The 19,124-nt window shown below is 30.5% G+C and carries 16 protein-coding genes; 14 read left to right on the top strand and 2 right to left on the bottom strand.

The window, feature by feature from the left end; all coding sequences use genetic code 11:
* The first annotated feature begins 66 nt into the window (after positions 1 to 66).
* From ACWJJT_RS06910 to ACWJJT_RS06880, 7 genes are all read left to right on the top strand, one after another.
* Positions 67 to 1,257, top strand: coding sequence for a sensor histidine kinase (locus tag ACWJJT_RS06910; protein ID WP_462956471.1), 1,191 nt, complete (start codon positions 67 to 69; stop codon positions 1,255 to 1,257).
* A gap of 52 nt (positions 1,258 to 1,309) precedes the next feature.
* Positions 1,310 to 1,984: a response regulator transcription factor gene (locus ACWJJT_RS06905; RefSeq protein ID WP_462956470.1), complete on the top strand. Its 675-nt coding sequence runs from the start codon at positions 1,310 to 1,312 to the stop codon at positions 1,982 to 1,984.
* A gap of 126 nt (positions 1,985 to 2,110) precedes the next feature.
* Entirely contained in the window at positions 2,111 to 3,250 is a 1,140-nt protein-coding gene (locus ACWJJT_RS06900; protein ID WP_462956469.1) for an ABC transporter permease, read from the top strand.
* 17 nt (positions 3,251 to 3,267) lie between these two features.
* Positions 3,268 to 3,972, top strand: coding sequence for an ABC transporter ATP-binding protein (locus ACWJJT_RS06895; protein ID WP_462956468.1), 705 nt, complete (start codon positions 3,268 to 3,270; stop codon positions 3,970 to 3,972).
* Positions 3,950 to 5,080, top strand: coding sequence for an ABC transporter permease (locus ACWJJT_RS06890; RefSeq protein ID WP_462956467.1), 1,131 nt, complete (start codon positions 3,950 to 3,952; stop codon positions 5,078 to 5,080). Before ACWJJT_RS06895 ends, ACWJJT_RS06890 begins: the two co-directional genes overlap by 23 nt.
* A 73-nt stretch (positions 5,081 to 5,153) precedes the next feature.
* Complete coding sequence (locus ACWJJT_RS06885) at positions 5,154 to 5,600, top strand: DUF2383 domain-containing protein (RefSeq protein WP_462956466.1); 447 nt, start codon at positions 5,154 to 5,156, stop codon at positions 5,598 to 5,600.
* 163 nt (positions 5,601 to 5,763) lie between these two features.
* Complete coding sequence (locus ACWJJT_RS06880; protein WP_462956465.1) at positions 5,764 to 7,224, top strand: IS1182 family transposase; 1,461 nt, start codon at positions 5,764 to 5,766, stop codon at positions 7,222 to 7,224.
* 156 nt (positions 7,225 to 7,380) lie between these two features.
* Here ACWJJT_RS06880 and ACWJJT_RS06875 read toward each other — a convergent pair whose 3' ends face one another.
* Positions 7,381 to 8,133 carry a tetratricopeptide repeat protein gene (locus ACWJJT_RS06875; protein WP_462956464.1) on the bottom strand — a complete coding sequence of 251 codons (753 nt, stop codon included), beginning with the start codon at positions 8,131 to 8,133 and terminating at the stop codon, positions 7,381 to 7,383.
* Positions 8,134 to 8,302: 169 nt separating this feature from the next.
* On the opposite strand from ACWJJT_RS06875, the gene ACWJJT_RS06870 reads away from it, so the two are divergent.
* The 3 genes from ACWJJT_RS06870 (at position 8,303) to ACWJJT_RS06860 (ending at position 11,316) form a co-directional block, all read left to right on the top strand.
* A complete protein-coding gene (locus ACWJJT_RS06870) occupies positions 8,303 to 9,118 on the top strand; it encodes a ZIP family metal transporter (protein ID WP_462956463.1) in 816 nt (271 codons plus the stop codon).
* Positions 9,119 to 9,435: 317 nt separating this feature from the next.
* A complete protein-coding gene (locus tag ACWJJT_RS06865) occupies positions 9,436 to 9,996 on the top strand; it encodes a hypothetical protein (protein ID WP_462956462.1) in 561 nt (186 codons plus the stop codon).
* A 213-nt stretch (positions 9,997 to 10,209) separates the two neighbouring features.
* Complete coding sequence (locus ACWJJT_RS06860; protein WP_165413157.1) at positions 10,210 to 11,316, top strand: DEAD/DEAH box helicase; 1,107 nt, start codon at positions 10,210 to 10,212, stop codon at positions 11,314 to 11,316.
* 62 nt (positions 11,317 to 11,378) lie between these two features.
* Here the strand turns inward: ACWJJT_RS06860 and ACWJJT_RS06855 are convergent, their stop codons facing one another.
* The gene (locus tag ACWJJT_RS06855; RefSeq protein ID WP_462956461.1) at positions 11,379 to 12,623 is read right to left on the bottom strand and encodes an HlyC/CorC family transporter; all 1,245 of its coding nucleotides are present in this window, start codon (positions 12,621 to 12,623) and stop codon (positions 11,379 to 11,381) included.
* A 339-nt stretch (positions 12,624 to 12,962) separates the two neighbouring features.
* On the opposite strand from ACWJJT_RS06855, the gene ACWJJT_RS06850 reads away from it, so the two are divergent.
* From ACWJJT_RS06850 to ACWJJT_RS06835, 4 genes are all read left to right on the top strand, one after another.
* Positions 12,963 to 16,367, top strand: a complete 3,405-nt coding sequence (locus ACWJJT_RS06850; RefSeq protein ID WP_462956460.1) for an ATP-binding protein — start codon at positions 12,963 to 12,965, stop codon at positions 16,365 to 16,367.
* Positions 16,368 to 16,641: 274 nt separating this feature from the next.
* Positions 16,642 to 17,547 carry a DUF2156 domain-containing protein gene (locus tag ACWJJT_RS06845; protein ID WP_462956459.1) on the top strand — a complete coding sequence of 302 codons (906 nt, stop codon included), beginning with the start codon at positions 16,642 to 16,644 and terminating at the stop codon, positions 17,545 to 17,547.
* A gap of 114 nt (positions 17,548 to 17,661) precedes the next feature.
* Entirely contained in the window at positions 17,662 to 18,234 is a 573-nt protein-coding gene (locus tag ACWJJT_RS06840) for a GNAT family N-acetyltransferase (protein ID WP_462956458.1), read from the top strand.
* A 328-nt stretch (positions 18,235 to 18,562) separates the two neighbouring features.
* Entirely contained in the window at positions 18,563 to 19,057 is a 495-nt protein-coding gene (locus tag ACWJJT_RS06835; RefSeq protein ID WP_462956457.1) for a TspO/MBR family protein, read from the top strand.
* The last annotated feature ends 67 nt before the right edge of the window (positions 19,058 to 19,124 follow it).

Genomic DNA, 19,124 nt, shown 5'->3' with positions numbered 1-19,124 from the left:
TTGCATGGAAATCCTTTTTATTGTAAAGTTGAGTAATAATACTATATAAAATTTATGAGGTATTTTATGAAAAATAAGATTAAGGACATTTTGCTTATTATCAAGTATATACTATTTACCGCAATTTTTTTAATAACTGCACTTTATAACGCTCAAAATCAATTGTTAATTATTACTTTAACTTTTTTATTTTTAACATCTTACACAATTAGAGTATTTTTCATATATGATAGTGAAAATCATAAAAATCTAAGTTGTTTTTCTTTAGCAATAGATTATATATTCATATTTATACTTAATATATATGATAGCTCTCATCTATCTTTATGCTTATATTATTTTATGTTGGAAGATATTGTTCTAAATTTCAAAGTAGCAGTTGGTATAGTTGTTTCAATTTTTTCCTTTGTACTTTACTGCGTAACTTTAAGTATTATGGTGAATTTTGAATTTACAAGAATCATCGTGAAAATACTTTTAAGTCTATCAGTTTTTTCTATGATTTATTTAATGTTTTTCCTTGTGAGATATTTATTAAAGCAAGCAGAAATAATTGAAGTCTCTTTAAATAAAATAACTATGGAGAAATTAGAAAAAGAATACATATATATGAATTTAAAGTATGCATATGAAAAGTTAGAGATGATGACTGTTATTAAAGAGAGAAATAAGATCGCACGGGAAATTCATGATACAGTGGGACATACATTAACAACTGTACTAGTCGAAATAGAGGCTAGCAAAAGACTGATGAAGGTGAATTCGAATTTATCACTAGAAAAACTTTGCCTAGCACAAAGTCAAGTGAGAAAGGGTCTTAATGATATTCGTGCCTCTGTGCGGGTGCTTGAAAAAGGTGACGAATTACTGGAGTTTTATCCTTCTTTAGATACGATAATAAAGGATACCCAGCTACATTCAGGAGTGGTAATTAAAACTGAAATAGACCCTTCATTAAATTTAACTAAAGAAGCGAAAAATGTAATTTTATCTTCTCTACTAGAGGGGCTGACAAATGGGATTCGTCATGGTAAAAGTACTGCTTTTTTGTTTAAACTTATAAAAAAGGAGGATAAAGTATGTTTTTCTCTTGAAGATAATGGAGAAGGTGCAGGTATATTAAACTACGGATTCGGGCTTCGGGCTATGAGAGATAGAGTTTATGACTTAGAAGGAAACTTTGACATTAACTCTGATGTGCAAGAGGGATTAGAACTTCTCATTACGCTTCCTTATTCTAAAGCCTGCGTGCAATAACTTTTAGGAAAATATAATAATATTGAATGCTTTATTTTCGAGGGAGGCTTTTATGGACAAGATAAGGGTGTTAATTGCAGATGATCAAACCCTTATGAGGGATGGACTTAAGACAATACTTGAACTAGAGGAAAATATAGAAGTAGTGGCCCTTGCAAAGGATGGGGTGGAGGCATTAGAATTATGCTCTGAAACTAAACCTCAGGTGGTGCTAATGGATATAAGAATGCCAAATATGGATGGAGTACAATGCACCAAATTAATAAAGGAAAAATTCCCTAATATAGTGATACTCATTCTTACCACCTTTGATGATGAAGAATTCATAGTTAAAGCTTTAAGCGATGGTGCCGCTGGTTATATTTTGAAGGACATAGAGGGCGATGGACTTATAAAATCAGTGAAGGATGCTTACAAGGGTGCTTTCATATTGCCTTCTAAAATTGCTATAGTGCTTGCTGGTAAAATAGTCAAACAGTACAGTAATGACAATCAAAAAAATAATGAAAATAGTGAAGCTAAATTATTAAATTCTTTTGGGCTTTCAGAAAAGGAAACTGAAATTGCAAAAATGCTAGCTCAGGGTTTTACCAATAAGCAAATTGCATCTTCACTATACATATCTGGTGGAACAGTAAAAAACTATGTAAGTAATCTATATAGTAAAATAGGCATTTCTGATAGAACATCAGCGGCAATATATATTAAGGATTTACTTGTGGAATAGATATACATTAAAAAAGTAACCCTGGTCACTTTATTTTGTGACCAGGGTTACTTTTATATTACTCCTAAAATTGGTAGTATTTTATTAAAGAAATTATAAATTTTAGTTTTGAAAGGAGTTAGTAAAATGAAACCTTTATCAGCTTTAAGTTATTGCAAAAATAACAAGAAAAAACTTATTACTTCTACCATATCAATATTAGTGGCTGTTTCATTTTTATATATTTTTCAGACATTTGTAAAATCTATAGGGGACTCACTGCAAGATCTAAAAGTAAACCCATATAAAAATCATATGACGGTGCAAAGTATTGGAAAGGACAAACCAATACCAAAAAGTATCATGAGTATCCTTAAAGACAACTCTAATGTAGAAAACATAATTTCATTTGTTTCATATGAAACAGTCTATACTATACCTGGAGCTAGCACTAGTGCTTTTATTTTAGGTATAAGACCTGAAAATATAGAGTATGTTATGAAAAAAAACAACATTACATTAAAGGAGGGAAGGCTACCACTAGAAAATCATAAAGAAGTGGCACTAGATTATAGAGTATCAAAAAATAAAAATGTTGTGATTGGAGATAAAATTGGAAATTCTATTGAAAAAAATGATGCCTTAAATGGTGAGTATACAGTGGTAGGAATAGTTAAAGGCGACGGGTTTTTATCATTTATGCCTTATAACACTGATGTAGCAACAATAAATACAAAGGATGCAATTACAGCGGAAAAATCCATATTAGTTTTTCCAAAGAATAACAAAATAAAAGAGGTGGATAAACTACTACTAAGTTTCCCTAAAAAAGGGGTAGCAGTGATGACTTTAAGTGGAATGATTAAACTTTATAATAAAGGAGCATCTATAATGCGTACATTAGATATGATTTGTATACTTGCGATTATTGTAATGGTTATTTCCACTGGAAGCTCTAAATATGTAGAGTTTTTTAGTAGAAAACAGGAACTTGGTATTTTAAACGCCATGGGGTATACCAAGGTGGAACTAATGAAGAAGGTATTTTGGGAAGTGTTTATTGTAAATCTACTAGGATTTACTCTAGGGCTAATTTTAGGATGGTTGTCTTCTATCTTAATAAATGATGGAGCATTTGGAGCTATTGGAGGGGTTTCAGTACACTATTCTTCAAAAGCTTTATTTATGGCACTTTATATACCACTATTTACAACATTATTTACATTAATACCTGTAAACAGAATGATAAGTAAGCTAGATCCTATAGTAATGATAGAAGGAATATAAAAAAGGAGTGAATTATTATGTTATTTAAAGTAGAAAATTTAAATTTGATATATGATATTGGAAAAGAGGTTCAGACATATGCTTTAAGAAATATTAATCTTTCATTGGAAGGAAATAGATTAATAGGCATAATGGGACCATCTGGTAGTGGTAAAAGTTCATTGCTATATTCCTTAGCCGGACTAAAAATCCCATCATCGGGAACCATAAGTTACAATAATGTGAAATTTAATGAATTATCTATTTCTAAAAGTACAGGGCTTAGGCGTAAAGATTTTGGGTTCATTTTTCAAAGACATTTTCTTATAGATTATATGACAATAGTAGATAACGTATTAACACCAATAAATGATAATAGTACTCCTGCAAAAGAAAAGGCGTTGGGTTTATTAAAAAAGCTTGGCATTGAGCATTTGGCCAATAAAAGGCCTCATCAATTATCCGGTGGGCAAAGACAAAAGGCTGCAATTGCTAGAGCACTTATAAATGACCCTAAAGTAATTTTTGGTGATGAGATTACTGCATCCTTAGACCATGCCAGTGCAATGGAAGTAATGAAGATATTGGACGAATATAAAAATAATGCCTTAGTTATAGTTGTAACACATGATGCTTCCATACTTGAAAATGCAGACGATATAATTAATATATGGGATGGCGCTGTTACCTCAATTAAAAAAAGAGGAATGGAGGGATATAATGAATCCGCTATCACCATTTAAGTATATTAAAAATAATAATTCTAAAATATTGCCAATACTAATGTCTATAATGGTAGGTGTCTTACTAATTTATTTTTATTCACTAATAAATAAAAGTGCTACTGAGCTAACAAAGATAACAGCTACCAATATTTTCAGTAAATACACAACAGTAGCTAGCAATAGCGAAGAGCCTATTTCCAAAGATTACCTAGAAAAAATAACTAATGATAATAATGTAGATTATATTGTACCTCTAATTGGTGAGTATGGTTTTCTTCGATATAGTGGATTTTTGGGTGGAATGTCTATTGATGTGATGAATTTTTATGAAAAAGATATATCAAGGATTATTACTACCCTTGATATGAAACTAATTCAAGGTAGACTTCCACGGCCCAATAAGAATGAAATCATTATCCCTAAAAAATACGCTCTGCAAAACAAATTAAAAACAGGAGATTATATTGGTTCAGAGGTATCCGATAGCTACGGAATAGAAGGCAAATTTAAAGTGTCAGGAATTACAGATGGTCCAGTAATGCTTGCAGTAGTCAGCGATAATAAGGATAATATTCCCAGAAGTGTAGTAATGAAGCACTCTATAGTGTTTCATGTTAAAAATATAAAAGATAAAAAATTAATCAACTATTTATCTAAAAACACACCTAAAAGTATTTTGATTAGGGATTATTACAGTATTTCAACGCAGCTGGATGAAATTCTAAGGCCTATGAATAGTTTATCATTTATGCTTAATATGATAATAATAGTAGTGCTATTTATATCACTTGGAAATTTGAATTACATTAACTTCCTTAATCGAAAATATGAATTTGGAGTATTATTAGCTATAGGTTATAAAAAAAGTACACTTTATTTTAAACTTTGGAAGGAAAATTTTACGGTATGTTTACTGGGATATATATGTGGAATACTATTAACTACATTTATAACTTTTATTTTGAATTTAACTGTACTTTATCCAACTGGTAAATTTATTCCTTTATGGAGTATTTCTGGTGCAAAGGTAGCGCTGTTTATACCAATAATTGTATCGTTTTTAAGTTTAATTGCACCTATTAAGGAACTTCGAAAAACCGACCCAATTGATGTAATTGGAGGCTAATACAGAAAAAAATGTATAATAAAATTATGAATAATGTAATTAACTAATGCTCATAATAAATAGAGGTGAGATTATGGCTTTAAATAATGATGTAAAAGAAATGAACAAATTTTTAAAGGGCATACATATGGGAGGAACTACTTTTAAGGATTATCTCCGTAAAGCTAAAGGCGTAGAGCTTAAAACTGAATTAGTTAAAATTATAGAATCATTTAAAAGACATGAAGAGGCAATTACCAATAGGATAGAAAAGTTAGGTGGTAATGCTTCCGATACTCTTGGGGTAATGGGCACTATGGCTGATTTTTTTGAGAAAATTAAACTTATACCCGTAAACACTGATTTGGAAGTGTGTGAGCATGCAATAGATGCTATGGAAATGGGGATAAAGCAAGGTCAAAAGTTTATAGAGCAGAATAAGGATTTGGATGCTAGTCTAATGAGCGAAGTAAAAGCTGTTGTAGCCGACTATGACAATCATTTAAGAAAAATACAAGAAGCAATGAGAATATGTAAATAGTAAAGTGCTCTCACATATAAGTAGGCCACTGAAAAACTATATGAAAAATCGTCATCTAATTAAAGATGGCGATTTTTTATATAAAAGATTAAAAAACAAAAAGGAATTTTAAAAGATATGTCGAATTAGTATAGTAGAATAAAATAAAAGGGGCTAAACTATTATGCTAAAAGGACAATTGGAAATAAAAATAAATACATACCATGGCTTATATTCGTTAATTATTCCGAAAGATAACATTTTAAAGCAAATTAATGACCTTGTTGACTTTTCATTTGTTTATGACGAATTGATGATTAACTATAGTTCATCTATGGGTAGAGGTGCTATTAACCCCATAATGCTATTTAAATATTTACTTTTGAAAGTAATATATGAATTGTCTGATGAAGATGTTGTTGAAAGAACTCTTTATGACATGTCCTTTAAATATTTTCTAAATTTAGCCCCAGAAGAAACAAATTTAATAAACTCAAGTACACTAACTAAATTTAGAAAGCTTCGCCTTAAAGACATGAATTTATTGGATTTATTAATAAACAAGACTGTAGAACTTGCTATAAAAGAGGGAGTTTTAAAAAGTAAAGCAATAATAGTTGATGCTACGCATACCAAGTCACGTTATAACCAAAAGTCAGCAAGCGAGGAATTATTGAAACGTGCAAAAAACTTAAGAAAAACATTGTACGGAGTACATCCTGGTATTAAAGAAGAGTTACCTAATAAAGTTACAACTGGAGTACTTGAAGATATTCTTGAGTACTGCAAATTATTAATTGATACCATAAACGAGAAGCCAGAAACTGCAGCAAATCCAGCTGTGAAAACTAAATTAAACTACTTAATTGAAGCTATTAATGATGACTTAGAAAATCTAAAAATATCAAAAGATGAGGATGCAAAAGTGGGGCATAAAACTGAGGATAGTTCTTTTTTTGGATATAAATCACACCTTGCTATGAGTGAAGAACGTTTAATTACAGCAGCTGTTATTACAACTGGCGAAAAAAGTGATGGAAAGGAGCTCATAACCTTAATAGAAAAAAGCCGTGAGGCTGGTATAGATGTAAATGAAGTAATTGGAGATACAGCTTATTCTGAAAAGAAAAACCTAGAATATACAAAAGAAAATAAAATTGCATTAATTTCAAGACTAAATCCTGTAATTTCACAAGGAATGCGAAAAAAAGAAGATGAATTTGAGTTTAATAAAGATGCTGGTTTATTTGTATGTCCGGCAGGTCATATGGCTATTAAAAAAGCAAAACAGGGAAAGAAGAATGTTGGTAAAAATCAAGTGCTAACCTACTATTTTAATGTAGAAAAGTGTAAAAATTGTGTTCATAAAGATGGGTGTTATAAAGAAGGCGCTAAATCTAAAACTTATTCAGTTTCAATAAAGTCAAATACTCACAAAGATCAAATAGAGTTCGAAAAAAGTGAATATTTTAAAAAACGAGCTAGGGAACGTTATATGATAGAGGCTAAAAACAGTGAACTTAAGCACCAACATAGCTATGATGTAGCAATATCGTCAGGCTTAATTAGTATGCAAATGCAAGGTGCATTATCAATCTTCACTGTGAATCTAAAGAGAATAATTAAGTTGAAAAGCATGAAATAGGGCTTTTAAAACTTAATTATAAAATAAAAAGCATGAGATATCCAAAATATGAATATCTCATGCTTTTTCTATTCAAGCTTGAAAACTCTACTAAATAAAGAGTGCTTTTTTCAGCGGCCTCCATATAAGGTGGGAGCATTTTATTATTAAGCGACATTACAACAGCGAAGGATATGATTTAATACCTATGTACATATTTTTTAATACGGTATAATGGCATTTATACCATTCATTTTCAGGTTCCAGTTCATATGCTTTTGCTGCATATTTTAAGGCTATTATTCGATTTTCCATAGCCATACATACTTTTGATTTTCCAAAATATGCAACACTTCTAGTGATATCAACTTCAATGGCTTTATTATATATTACAAGAGCCTCTTTACCCTTATGTAGAGAGAGTAGTGCACTTCCTTTACCACATAGTGCATCATAAAAATTAGGACTTAGTTTTAAAGATTCATCAAAACATTCTATAGCTCTTTCAAAATCGTTAATAATAGCTAAAAATTCTGCTTTTTTTAAATATATGTTTGTATTTTGTTTATCGGCCTCAAGAAGTTTTTCACAATAGTAAATACATTTATTAAAGTCACCAGTTAAATCGTTTATATCAATTAACGTCCAGTAGCCTTTTGGGTCACCAGGGACTAACTGTAAATATTTATTTATGCATTTTTCAGCTTCGTAAGCTTCGTACATTTCAATATAAGCTTGAGCTTTGACAAAATAAGCCTGGGCATATTCATTGTTGAGGAAAATGGCTTTATTAAAATCTTTGAATGCTTTTTCAATTTTACCATCATTGAAAAGTCCCTTGCCTCTTTCTATATATTCTTTAATTAGGGTTTCATCATCGCTTAAACGGATTCTAGTTTTCATTAACATGCCCCTTTCAATTGCAATCACAATCACACATTAAAATTATTGACATAAAATAAAACGGTATACATGTGACTGGCATGAAATAAATGTTTTTATTTAAATGATAATATTTACAAGCATAAACGGTTATAGTATTCTGTAAACAAAGGTACTGTTGAAAAAATACAAGAAGTATTAGAATGGAGGATTTTTTATGATAATAGACTGGCTTAAAGGCTTTGATCCCGTAGTTCAGGCTCTTTTTGCAACATTATTTACTTGGGGTGTAACTGCTTTAGGAGCGTCTTTAGTATTTTTCTTTAAAAATATAAGCAGAAAGGTGCTAAATGGTATGCTTGGTTTTGCAGCAGGAGTTATGATTGCTGCCAGTTTTTGGTCATTGCTAGCTCCTGCTATAGAGATGGCAGAACAAACAAGTACACCATCGTGGATTCCTGCAGCAGTGGGGTTCCTCGCAGGTGGAACTTTCCTTTTGGCAGTGGATAAAATTTTACCACATCTACATCTTAATCAACCAATAGAACAGGCGGAAGGGATTAAAACTAGTTGGCAAAGAAGTATTTTATTGGTGCTCGCAATAACGCTACATAACATACCAGAAGGTCTTGCAGTTGGGGTTGCATTTGGAGCAGTAGCAGCTAATATTCCTTCAGCTTCATTAGCAGGAGCTGTTGCACTGGCAGTTGGTATTGGTATTCAAAACTTTCCAGAAGGGGCTGCCGTTTCTATACCATTAAGACGAGAGGGTTTCTCTAGGTTTAAAAGCTTTATGTATGGCCAGGCGTCAGGGATAGTTGAACCTATAGCAGGAGTGATAGGTGCATTTGCAGTAATAGCTATGAAACCTATTCTTCCCTATGCACTATCCTTTGCAGCAGGTGCTATGATTTTTGTAGTTGTTGAGGAGCTAATACCTGAATCACAACAGGATTCAAAAACAGATATTTCAACTATAGGTGCTATGGTAGGGTTTGTAATTATGATGATATTGGATGTAGCTTTGGGATAATGTAAAAATATTATAAAAATATGCTGATATATAAATATCATTTAAATGAATACGGCTCTATGGAAAAGTTTAGTGGTAATTTAAATTCTCTAAAAAAACTAGGTGTTATTTTTAGTATATCAATTTTAAATGTCAGAAATAAACGGGTTTATAGAAAGAATTAAGGTTAAATTAGGAATTATTAATTTTGTTCATTTTGTAATTACTAATTACGACATAATACCCATATTTCATCTTGTTATATTTTTATCACGTGTGATATACTGAGTTTGTTAAGTAATGTAACATGCTAATTAAAAAATAAGGGGGAGATTCGTATGAAAATTAAAGCAATAATACTATCACTAGCTGTAGGTGCTACTTTATTAGTAGGATGTGGCGCTAAAGAAGAAGCAAAAAAAGAACCAGCATCAACTGAGGTAGCAACAAAAGAACCAGCAAAAACTGATGTAGTAACAACAGCTTCAATAGTAGATACTCAGGCAGCATTTGAAAATGCAATAAGCAGTAAAGGTACATGGATTATTGCAACGCTTAAGGATTTAACTGTTGATAAAGAGCTTGTAGTTGAAGGTGATTTTAAAAACACTAAAGATCCAGCAGTTGCACAACGTAAAATAGGTTTATACACACAAGATGATAAACATGTAGTAACAGCTAGATTCACTTTAACTGCTCCAAAATTAACTTTTAGTAGTCCTGCAGGAAGCATAGAACATGGAACTTTCAAAGGTGACCTTTATGTAACAGCAAGCAACTTTCAGTTAAAAGATGCTACAGTAGACGGAAATGTATATTTTACTACAGATGAAGCTAAATCTACATTTAAAATGGATGATAAAAGTAAAGTAACTGGAGTTCAAGAATTAAAAAAATAAAGTATAAAGTATAACTTGTACTTTTAAAAGTACTCAAATTGAAAGCAGATATCCATTAGTAAAACTAATGGGCATCTGCTTTTTTTTAATACAATCTACACTTTATTTTAGAATATTTATAAAACTCTTCTTATTATAATTAATGTCTGCTATAATTAATTGGTTTGTATAAAAAGTTAACAAAAATATGTTTAAATAGAAAGGTAAATAAAAATGATAAAGTTTAAAGAGCTAGGACTTAGCGACGATATACTAAATACGATTAAAATTCAAGGAATTACTGAGCCAACGCCTATACAAGAGCAAAGTATTAGGCTAATAAAAGGTGGTAAGGATGTTATAGCAGAGGCACAAACAGGCACCGGAAAAACACTTGCGTTTCTACTGCCAATGTTTGATAATATGTCAAATGATATAAATACGATTCAAGGGTTAATAGTGACTCCTACAAGAGAACTTGCAATACAGATAACTAGTGAAGCTAAAAAGCTTGCAGAAGGTAAAAATTTAAATATTTTGGCAGCGTATGGTGGCAAGGACATAGGTGCACAGCTGAAAAAATTAAAAGGAAATATTCATTTAGTAATAGCAACACCAGGAAGATTACTAGACCATCTTAGTCGAGGTACGGTAAGGCTTGATAACCTTAAAACCATAGTATTAGATGAGGCGGATCAAATGCTTCTTATGGGATTTAAAAATGATGTGGAGTCTATCTTAGAAAAAACACCAAAAAACAGGCAGACGCTATGTTTTTCAGCAACTATGAGCTCTGATGTGAAAAAAATGGCTTATAAGTATATGAACGATCCTAAAGAAGTAATTATCAAAAAAGAAGAGACAACACTTAAAACTATAAAACAATTTTTAATAGAAACTACGGATAGACGCAAACAAGAAGATTTATGTAAAGTAATGGACGAAGATAATCCATTTATGGCCATCATTTTTTGTAGAACTAAAAGGAGAGTTGATGATCTTGAGATGGCTCTTTATAAAAAAGGTTATAATTGTAAAAAACTACATTCTGATGTAACTCAATCAAAAAGAGAAAAAATAATGAAAGAGTTTAAGAAGTGTGATATTCAGTATTTAATTGCCACAGATGTAGCAGCAAGAGGCCTTGATATAAATGGAGTTAGTCATGTTTATAACTACGATATGCCTGAAAGTGCAGAAGGCTATATCCATCGAATTGGAAGAACAGGAAGAGCTGGCGAAGAAGGATATACATATTTATTTTCAGCTCCAAAGGATAAAGTTCTTTTAGATGCTATAGAAAAGAAAATAAAAGGTAAAATTCCTAGAAAAATTTTGTAGTTAATTTAAACGATAAAATACTTAAAGCTAATTTAAATTAACTTTAAGTATTTTTATTTATATTAAGTTATAATTTTTAGTTTTACTATACGATTTTTACTGGTGTTTTGTATAATAAATTTTGTGTCATTATAATTTATTGTCTCGCCTGTCTTTGGAAGTCGTCCTAGTATGCCGGTAACGAAACCGCCTATGGAATCAAAATCCTCTGATTCTATATTGAGCCCTATCATTTCATTAACCATGCTTATTTTAGTGTCACCGTCAACAATATATTCATCCTCTTTGATAACTTCAATTTTATCTGTATCATCGTCGTATTCATCATCTATATCTCCCACAATTTCTTCTACTAAATCTTCAATTGTAACAATTCCAGAAGTTCCACCGTATTCATCTAATAAAATGGCTATAGGAACTCGTTTTGCACGCATATCTGCAAATAAATCTACGGTGCTTTTATACTCATACGTAAAGTAAGGGACACGCATATGTTTCTCTATACTGAATTCTTCTTTTCCATCTTCGAAGAAGATTAAATCTTTAATGTATAAAACGCCAATAATATTATCAACAGTCTCTTCATATATAGGTAATCTAGAAAATTGCTCTTCCCTGAAGAGTTTTATGAGATCTTCGTAAGTAGAGGTTACATTTGCTACAATCATATCAGTTCTTGGAGTCATAACATCCTTTGCTTGCGAATCTCCAAATTCAAATACATTATAAATCATTTGCTTTTCCTCGCCTTCTAAAACACCTTCCTCATGACTTACACTAACCATTGTTTTTAACTCTTCTTCAGTAATAAAAGGTTTTACCTTAGTGACTTCCCCACCAAGTACTTTTATTATTGTATTTGTTATATAAATTAATACTGTAATAAGGGGATTTAAAATGAAGGTAATTAGACTTAATGGGCGAGCAACTTTTAAAGCAATTTTTTCGGAATTTTGTGCTGCTAATGATTTTGGTGTTATTTCCGCAAAAATCAATACAAGAATTGTCATAATAGCGGTCGCAATAGCTACCCCAGAGGCTTTATAATAGTGAATGGCTAGGGAAGTTGCTAGTGCAGAAGCACCTATATTGGAAATGTTATTCCCTACTAAAATAACGCCTAAAAGTTTACTTGGATTTTCAAGTAATTTACTAATTCGCTCAGCACCACAAACTTTTGAATCTACCATATGCCTTAGCCTTATTTTGCTTAAAGTCATCAAAGCAGTTTCAGAAGCAGAGAAAAAGGCTGAAAACAGTAATAAAATTACTAAAGATATAATTTGCCACGTACCATCGGGGTCCATAATATATTTCACGCTCCTTAAGATATAACCTAAGAAAATTATATCATAAGATAAGAGATATTTAAATGGAATTATCATTAATGTTTTAAATGATTGCACAAATATGTAAATGATATACATGTATTAATTTATTTGAGTACATATCTTTATTTGCAATGAACAGTTACTATCCAGTAACTGTTTTCTTGAGATAATTTTTTAAAAAATACAAAATATATAGAACAATGAGTAGTATTTTGTTGATATTTATCATATATATGACATTTAATATGTTATTATATACTATAAGAGTATATTTTAAGATGTTACTATAAATACAATTAATAGAGGAGATAATTCATGGAAGAAGTAAAGTCACACAAAATAAAAATATTTATGTCACTATCAATAACTTTAATTATGTTTATTACAATAATAAAAGGAAGTAGTGGAATTAGCCATACAAAAAAGAATATACCCTTGGCAACGAAGGGGGTGTTAGACCTAAGAAATTGGGATTTTAAAAAGGATGGTATGATAAAACTTAATGGAGAATGGGAGTTTTATGACAATGAGTTACACATGCCACAGGATTTCCAAAGTATTCCTCAAAATACTATTAGGTATGAGAAGTTACCAGGTACGTTTGGACAAGAAGGCTATTGTACATATAGATTAAAGCTGCTTATAGACAATAAAATGGAGCTTTATTCAGTAAAAATAAATTTTATCCAAAATGCATATGAACTTTGGGCTAACAATAAACTAATAACATCGGCTGGACGGGTGGGCAAATCTAAAAACGAAATGATTCCTGAAAATGAGCCAGCTAGCGGCTCATTCTATGTAGAAAATGACGAAACCTATTTAGTCCTTCGGGTTAGTAATTTTTATAATAAATATGGATATGTAGATACATTAGTACTTGGGGAATCAAAGGGAATTACAGCTATAAGAGAGCAGAAGCTAGCATTGAGCTTGTTTATTATTGGATGTACCATTATGGCAGCTATATATAGTTTTGGACTATTTATTAATAGAAGAAAAGAAAAGGCTCAATTGTATTTTTCAATCATTTGCTTAATCATCGCAATTAGAACACTATTTATTGGCCAAGGGTTCTTTTTTTCACTATTCCCTCACCTTAATTATATTTTTTCTACAAAAATGAAAATATGGACCTTTTATGCATACATTCCCTTTATTATTTTGTTTATAGATAAATCTTACGAAAAAATAATATCACGTAAAGTAGTTAAAGTATCCAATTATTTAGGCGTGGTATATACTTTAAGTGTGATTTTTACTCCAGTTAAATATTATTTATACTTTATAGCACCTTTTGAATTATCTGCACTTGCATTGCTATTTTATATGATGTGTAAGATTTATAAAATATGCATAAATAACAAACAAACTGATCATATAGTTGTTGTAGGACTGTTTGCTTTATTTATTACAAGAATCAATGATATTTTGTATGAATACAGTATAATAATTACGGACTCATTTGCATCGCAAGGCATATTAATATTTATTGTCGTAAATTACTATGTTTTAGCAAAGAGGCAAGCCAATGAACTTTCTAATATAGAAAGTAGTAGTGCTAAACTTAAATCTTTAAATGAATTAAAAGACGATTTTCTTGCGGTAACTTCACATGAACTAAAAACTCCATTGAACGGAATTGTTGGATTAACTGAAGGAATAGTAAATAATAAATATGCTGATTTAGATGTAGAGCTCAGAGAGGACCTATTTTTGGTGAATTCTAGTGCTAAAAGATTATCTAACTTGGTTAATGATATGATGATATTTTCTAAGCTTAAAAACAATCAAATTGTGTTACGTACGAAATTTGTTAATATAAGCAATGTGGTAGAAATGGTAATAAAATTTAGTGAAATATCTATAAATAATAAAAATGTTACTTTTAAAAATTTAATAGACAAAGACACACCTTATGTATTTGGGGATGAAGATAGGATACAACAAATTTTATATAATTTACTTAGTAATGCTATAAAATTCACACATGAAGGGGAGATAATATTATCCTATGTCGTAAAAAATTCTTTTGTTGAGATTTGTGTTGCAGACACAGGAATAGGAATTCCAGAGCAGAAGCTTCAGAAAATTTTCTGTCGATATGAGCAAGTGGATGGAATTGCGGAAAAGTATGGCGGTACTGGAGTAGGGCTTTATGTAACCAAAGAACTTATTCAAATACAGGGTGGAACTATAAAGGTTTCTTCTGTTATAGGAGAAGGCAGTAAATTTATTTTTACTCTCCCATTATGCACTGAGGAAGAGCTGAAGAGTAATCTTCATGAAAATCTTTATAATAAAGAAAATGAAGAGACTGCAGAACTATTAGCGCAGTATTCAAATAATCTAGAACTAAAACCTGATATAGTAAGTGTATCTATAGATAATGTTAGAAAAATTATTAATGATAATATAAATTCAAGTAAGAAAGATAGGTATAAGGTTTTAATAGTTGATGACGAGTATGTAAATCTTAAAGTATTAAAAAATTATCTGTCAAATGACACTTTTGAAGTTTTAGAAGCATCAAGTGGTAAGGAAGCATTGAGGATAATCGACGAAAATGTAGATTTAGATTTAGTAATTCTCGATATGATGATGCCAGATATTTCAGGTAATGAAGTATGTGCGATTATTAGGGAAAAACAATCGATTTTTGAACTCCCTGTGCTAATTATGACTGCAGATAGCAATGTAGAGCACTTAGTTATATCCTTTGAGTGTGGTGCAAATGATTATTTAAGCAAACCTTTTAATATGCATGAGCTACTCTGTAGAATAAACACTTTGATAATATTAAAGGATTCAGTAAAGAAAGCCTTATCATTAGTAAATGAGCTTGGAGTAGCTAAAAACCAAGTTGAAGCCCTTAGCGTGCAAAATGCAGAAGCTAGTAGACAAGTTGAAGAACTTATAGCGTATGACAAGGTGAAAACGGATTTTTTAACTAATATGTCACATGAACTTAGAACTCCTCTAAATGTAATTTGTAGTACAATACAGTTATTAAAGTCACTTGATGGAGCAAAAAACTTAGGTGATGAAAAGATTAAATATTATATTAATATAATGAATCAGAATTCTCTAAGGTTACTTAGACTTATAAATAATATAATAGACACAAATAAAATAGAGGCAGATTACATAAGTCTTAACTTGAAAAATGGTGACATAGTTTATGTTGTAGAGGAAATATCGCAATCTGTAGCTGAGTATATAAAAAGTCATGAAATAACACTCATATTTGATACTGATGTAGAAGAAAAAATAATTGCATTTGATGAAGAAAAAATTGAAAGAATTATGTTGAATTTACTATCCAATGCAGTTAAGTTTACAGATAAAAAGGGAAGTATTCTAGTTAATATTTATGATAAAGGTGGTTTTATTGAAATATCTGTAAAGGACACAGGTATAGGAATTCCAAAAGGTAAGTTAGAGTTTGTTTTTGAGCGTTTTGCGCAAATCGATAAATCTACATCAAGGCATAATGAAGGTAGTGGAATAGGACTAGCATTAGTAAAGTCTCTTGTAGAAATGCATGAGGGTAGCATTAGTGTAAATAGTGAAGGGGGAAAAGGAAGCGAATTTGTTATAAATCTACCAGTTAGAACAGTTGACAGGGAAGATGAAGAAAACAATCTTAATAATAAAGAGGTATTTGAAACAAACTATGAACAAAATCTATCAATAGAATTCTCTGATATATATAAATAGTTAAATCATTACCTGCGTAGCTGTTTCTGGTTGTTAATATAATAATATTATATTATTCGGTAATACTATAAATACAATGTTATTATATTGCTAAGAAATGTAGTTAATAGAATTATAAAAAAATACGTATTTATGTTATAATTAATTAGTATCTATATGGTAACTAGAGTTCATAAAAGTATCTACTTGCAAAAAATGAGTAAACGGTCTAAAATGATAGAAGAAAATAAAAATATGATGATATTTATGGTATATCCTAAGGGGAAAGGTTGAGATGATGATTTTTAAAAGACTTATGATTGAAGATAAGAATGTATTTGAAAAATTTATATATCCATATAAATTTTTAAGTTGTGAATATTCTTTTACAACTTTATATATATGGAGAGAAGCTTGTGATATTTGTTTTACTATTTATAAAGGTGCTCTAATAATAAAAAAGAAGGATTTCGAAGGAAGATATTATTTTATGCAACCTATGGGATATAGTAAAGAAAATCTTAAAGAAATAATAGATGCATTAATAGAATATAAAACAGAAAACAATATGGAATATTTATTTAAAGATCTTGATGAGGGTGTTATGGAGGAGATAAGGGCTATATATGATGATGCTCATGGTATTTGTATCAAGGAAGATAGAGATAACTTTGATTACTTATATGAAGCAGAAAAGCTCATAAAGCTTTCGGGTAAGAAGCTTCATGGGAAAAAAAATCATTATAATTCCTTTATAAAGAAGTATAACTATGAAGTTAAAGACATTAAAGGAGAAGAAGTAATAAATGACGTAATAGTAGCTGCAGAAAAATGGTATGCAGGTAATAATGATGATGATGTACTTTATTACGAATTACAGGGTATAAAAGATATTGTAAAAGATATGGAAATTTTAAATAATAAAGGGATAGCTGTTTATGTAGATGAGAAAATTGTAGCGTTTAGTTTGGGAGAAAAATTAAATAATGATTTGGCAGTAATTCATATAGAAAAGGCAGATACAAAGTATAGTGGAGTCTATAGCTTTATTAACAAAACGTTTGTTGATACGAGTTTTAGTGATGTTAAGATAATCAATAGGGAACAGGACCTAGGAATCGTAGGCCTTAGAAAATCTAAATTATCCTATCATCCTTTTAAATTAGAAAAAAAATATATTTTTAATTTTAGCAATGCTTAAGGATATTTCAGCATCGCAGGTGATGGTTTAATAAAGTAGACTAGCGTACAGCTAGTCTATTTTTGAATATTACATATAATCAATTTCAAATTAAAGCTGAGGAAAGGTGATAGAATGAAAAATCTTTTAGTGGGAAAAAAAATAAAACTTACTTCTATAAACGAAGAAGATATTTTAGAGCTTAAAAAATGGCATAATGATGTGTCCTTTATGCGTAATTATGATGTAGTAAGCGCAATTCCTAAAAACATGGAAGAGGTAAAGGAGATAATAAGAGAGGCAAAAGAATGTAATAGAGCTTACATTTTTGCTGTTAAAGACAATGTACAGGAAGAAATTATTGGTATTACAGGATTTGAAAATATATCTTGGAATAATGGAACTGCATTAATATATATAGGAATAGGGGAAGAAAAATATAGGGGACAAGGGTACGGAAAAGAAGCTCTTAGATTAACTATAGAGTTTGGATTTGAGGAACTAAATTTCCATAGAATATATCTTACTGTGCTCGAATACAATGAACCTGCAATAAAGCTATATGAGAAATTAGGGTTTAAAAGAGAAGGGGTCTATAGGGAATTTATTCACAGAGATGGTAGACGGTTTGATATGTATTTGTATGGAATACTGAGACCTGAGTGGGAAGAGGCCCTCAAAGGAAAAGTAAATATAATATATAAATAGGGGGGGCTCAAAATGATTGAAAAATCATTTCAAGAGGCGCCTCCTTTTCATTACTATTTTTAGAACTAATTTTGATATTTCAGTCCTAAGTTATAAGATGCGTTTTTTTTACACTGGAGAAAAGAACAGGGTTATATAGGCATAGTTCAGCTGGGATGTGTATATAATACTGTATAAGCGAAAGTGACAAGTTGCGAGTTAAGGTTAATTTTGCATTAGAGCAAAATAAAATAAGTATTTTCTTTGATTGTCTTTCTTCTGCGTCAGCAGAAAAGCTTCATTAATTTGTCACTTTAAATTGTCACTGAATAACGGGGAGTGTGGTAAATTGAATATTTTGAAGGGTGGGAATAAAACTAAAATAGGTGCTACTATTATAAGTATTATTATAGCACTTGGGGTTGGTAGTCTCAGTGGATTTTTAAGCATGGATAATATGAAAGATTATGAGGGATTTACAAAACCGGTGTTTTCACCGCCAGGGTGGGTGTTTCCAATTGTATGGACAATTCTATATATACTAATGGGACTTGCAGCATATAGGATATGGGAACAAGGTAAACAAGGTCAAGATGTTAAAAGAGCTCTGGTTTTATATGCACTGCAATTATTTCTGAATTTTTTATGGCCTATAATATTTTTCAAATTCAGATTATATGGACTTGCTTTTGTGGAGTTATTGGTACTTTTAATTTTTATTTTGCTTACAACTTTTGAATTTTTTAGAATTGACAGGACAGCAGGATATCTAATGCTACCTTATATCGTATGGGTTTCTTTTGCAGGCATTCTTAATTTTGCAATTTGGTATTTAAATAGCTAAAATCAATGTGAATTTAATATAAACTTAATAATTTAAATTAATACTTCTTAGCATTCAAATTAAAATA

Source organism: Clostridium sp. CM041, assembly GCF_055081035.1.
The sequence above is the reverse complement of the archived record's forward strand: the minus strand, read 5'-3'. Positions and strand labels throughout refer to the sequence as shown.

Excerpts from the sequence above, each read along its gene's own strand:
- ACWJJT_RS06895 (WP_462956468.1), top strand. The coding sequence starts at position 3,268 with ATGTTATTTAAAGTAGAAAATTTAAATTTGATATATGATATTGGAAAA.
- ACWJJT_RS06905 (WP_462956470.1), top strand. The coding sequence starts at position 1,310 with ATGGACAAGATAAGGGTGTTAATTGCAGATGATCAAACCCTTATGAGG.
- ACWJJT_RS06860 (WP_165413157.1), top strand. The coding sequence starts at position 10,210 with ATGATAAAGTTTAAAGAGCTAGGACTTAGCGACGATATACTAAATACG.
- ACWJJT_RS06900 (WP_462956469.1), top strand. The coding sequence starts at position 2,111 with ATGAAACCTTTATCAGCTTTAAGTTATTGCAAAAATAACAAGAAAAAA.
- ACWJJT_RS06880 (WP_462956465.1), top strand. The coding sequence starts at position 5,764 with ATGCTAAAAGGACAATTGGAAATAAAAATAAATACATACCATGGCTTA.
- ACWJJT_RS06845 (WP_462956459.1), top strand. The coding sequence starts at position 16,642 with ATGATGATTTTTAAAAGACTTATGATTGAAGATAAGAATGTATTTGAA.
- ACWJJT_RS06840 (WP_462956458.1), top strand. The coding sequence starts at position 17,662 with ATGAAAAATCTTTTAGTGGGAAAAAAAATAAAACTTACTTCTATAAAC.
- ACWJJT_RS06910 (WP_462956471.1), top strand. The coding sequence starts at position 67 with ATGAAAAATAAGATTAAGGACATTTTGCTTATTATCAAGTATATACTA.
- ACWJJT_RS06855 (WP_462956461.1), bottom strand. The coding sequence starts at position 12,623 with ATGGACCCCGATGGTACGTGGCAAATTATATCTTTAGTAATTTTATTA.
- ACWJJT_RS06885 (WP_462956466.1), top strand. The coding sequence starts at position 5,154 with ATGGCTTTAAATAATGATGTAAAAGAAATGAACAAATTTTTAAAGGGC.
- ACWJJT_RS06870 (WP_462956463.1), top strand. The coding sequence starts at position 8,303 with ATGATAATAGACTGGCTTAAAGGCTTTGATCCCGTAGTTCAGGCTCTT.
- ACWJJT_RS06890 (WP_462956467.1), top strand. The coding sequence starts at position 3,950 with ATGAATCCGCTATCACCATTTAAGTATATTAAAAATAATAATTCTAAA.
- ACWJJT_RS06865 (WP_462956462.1), top strand. The coding sequence starts at position 9,436 with ATGAAAATTAAAGCAATAATACTATCACTAGCTGTAGGTGCTACTTTA.
- ACWJJT_RS06850 (WP_462956460.1), top strand. The coding sequence starts at position 12,963 with ATGGAAGAAGTAAAGTCACACAAAATAAAAATATTTATGTCACTATCA.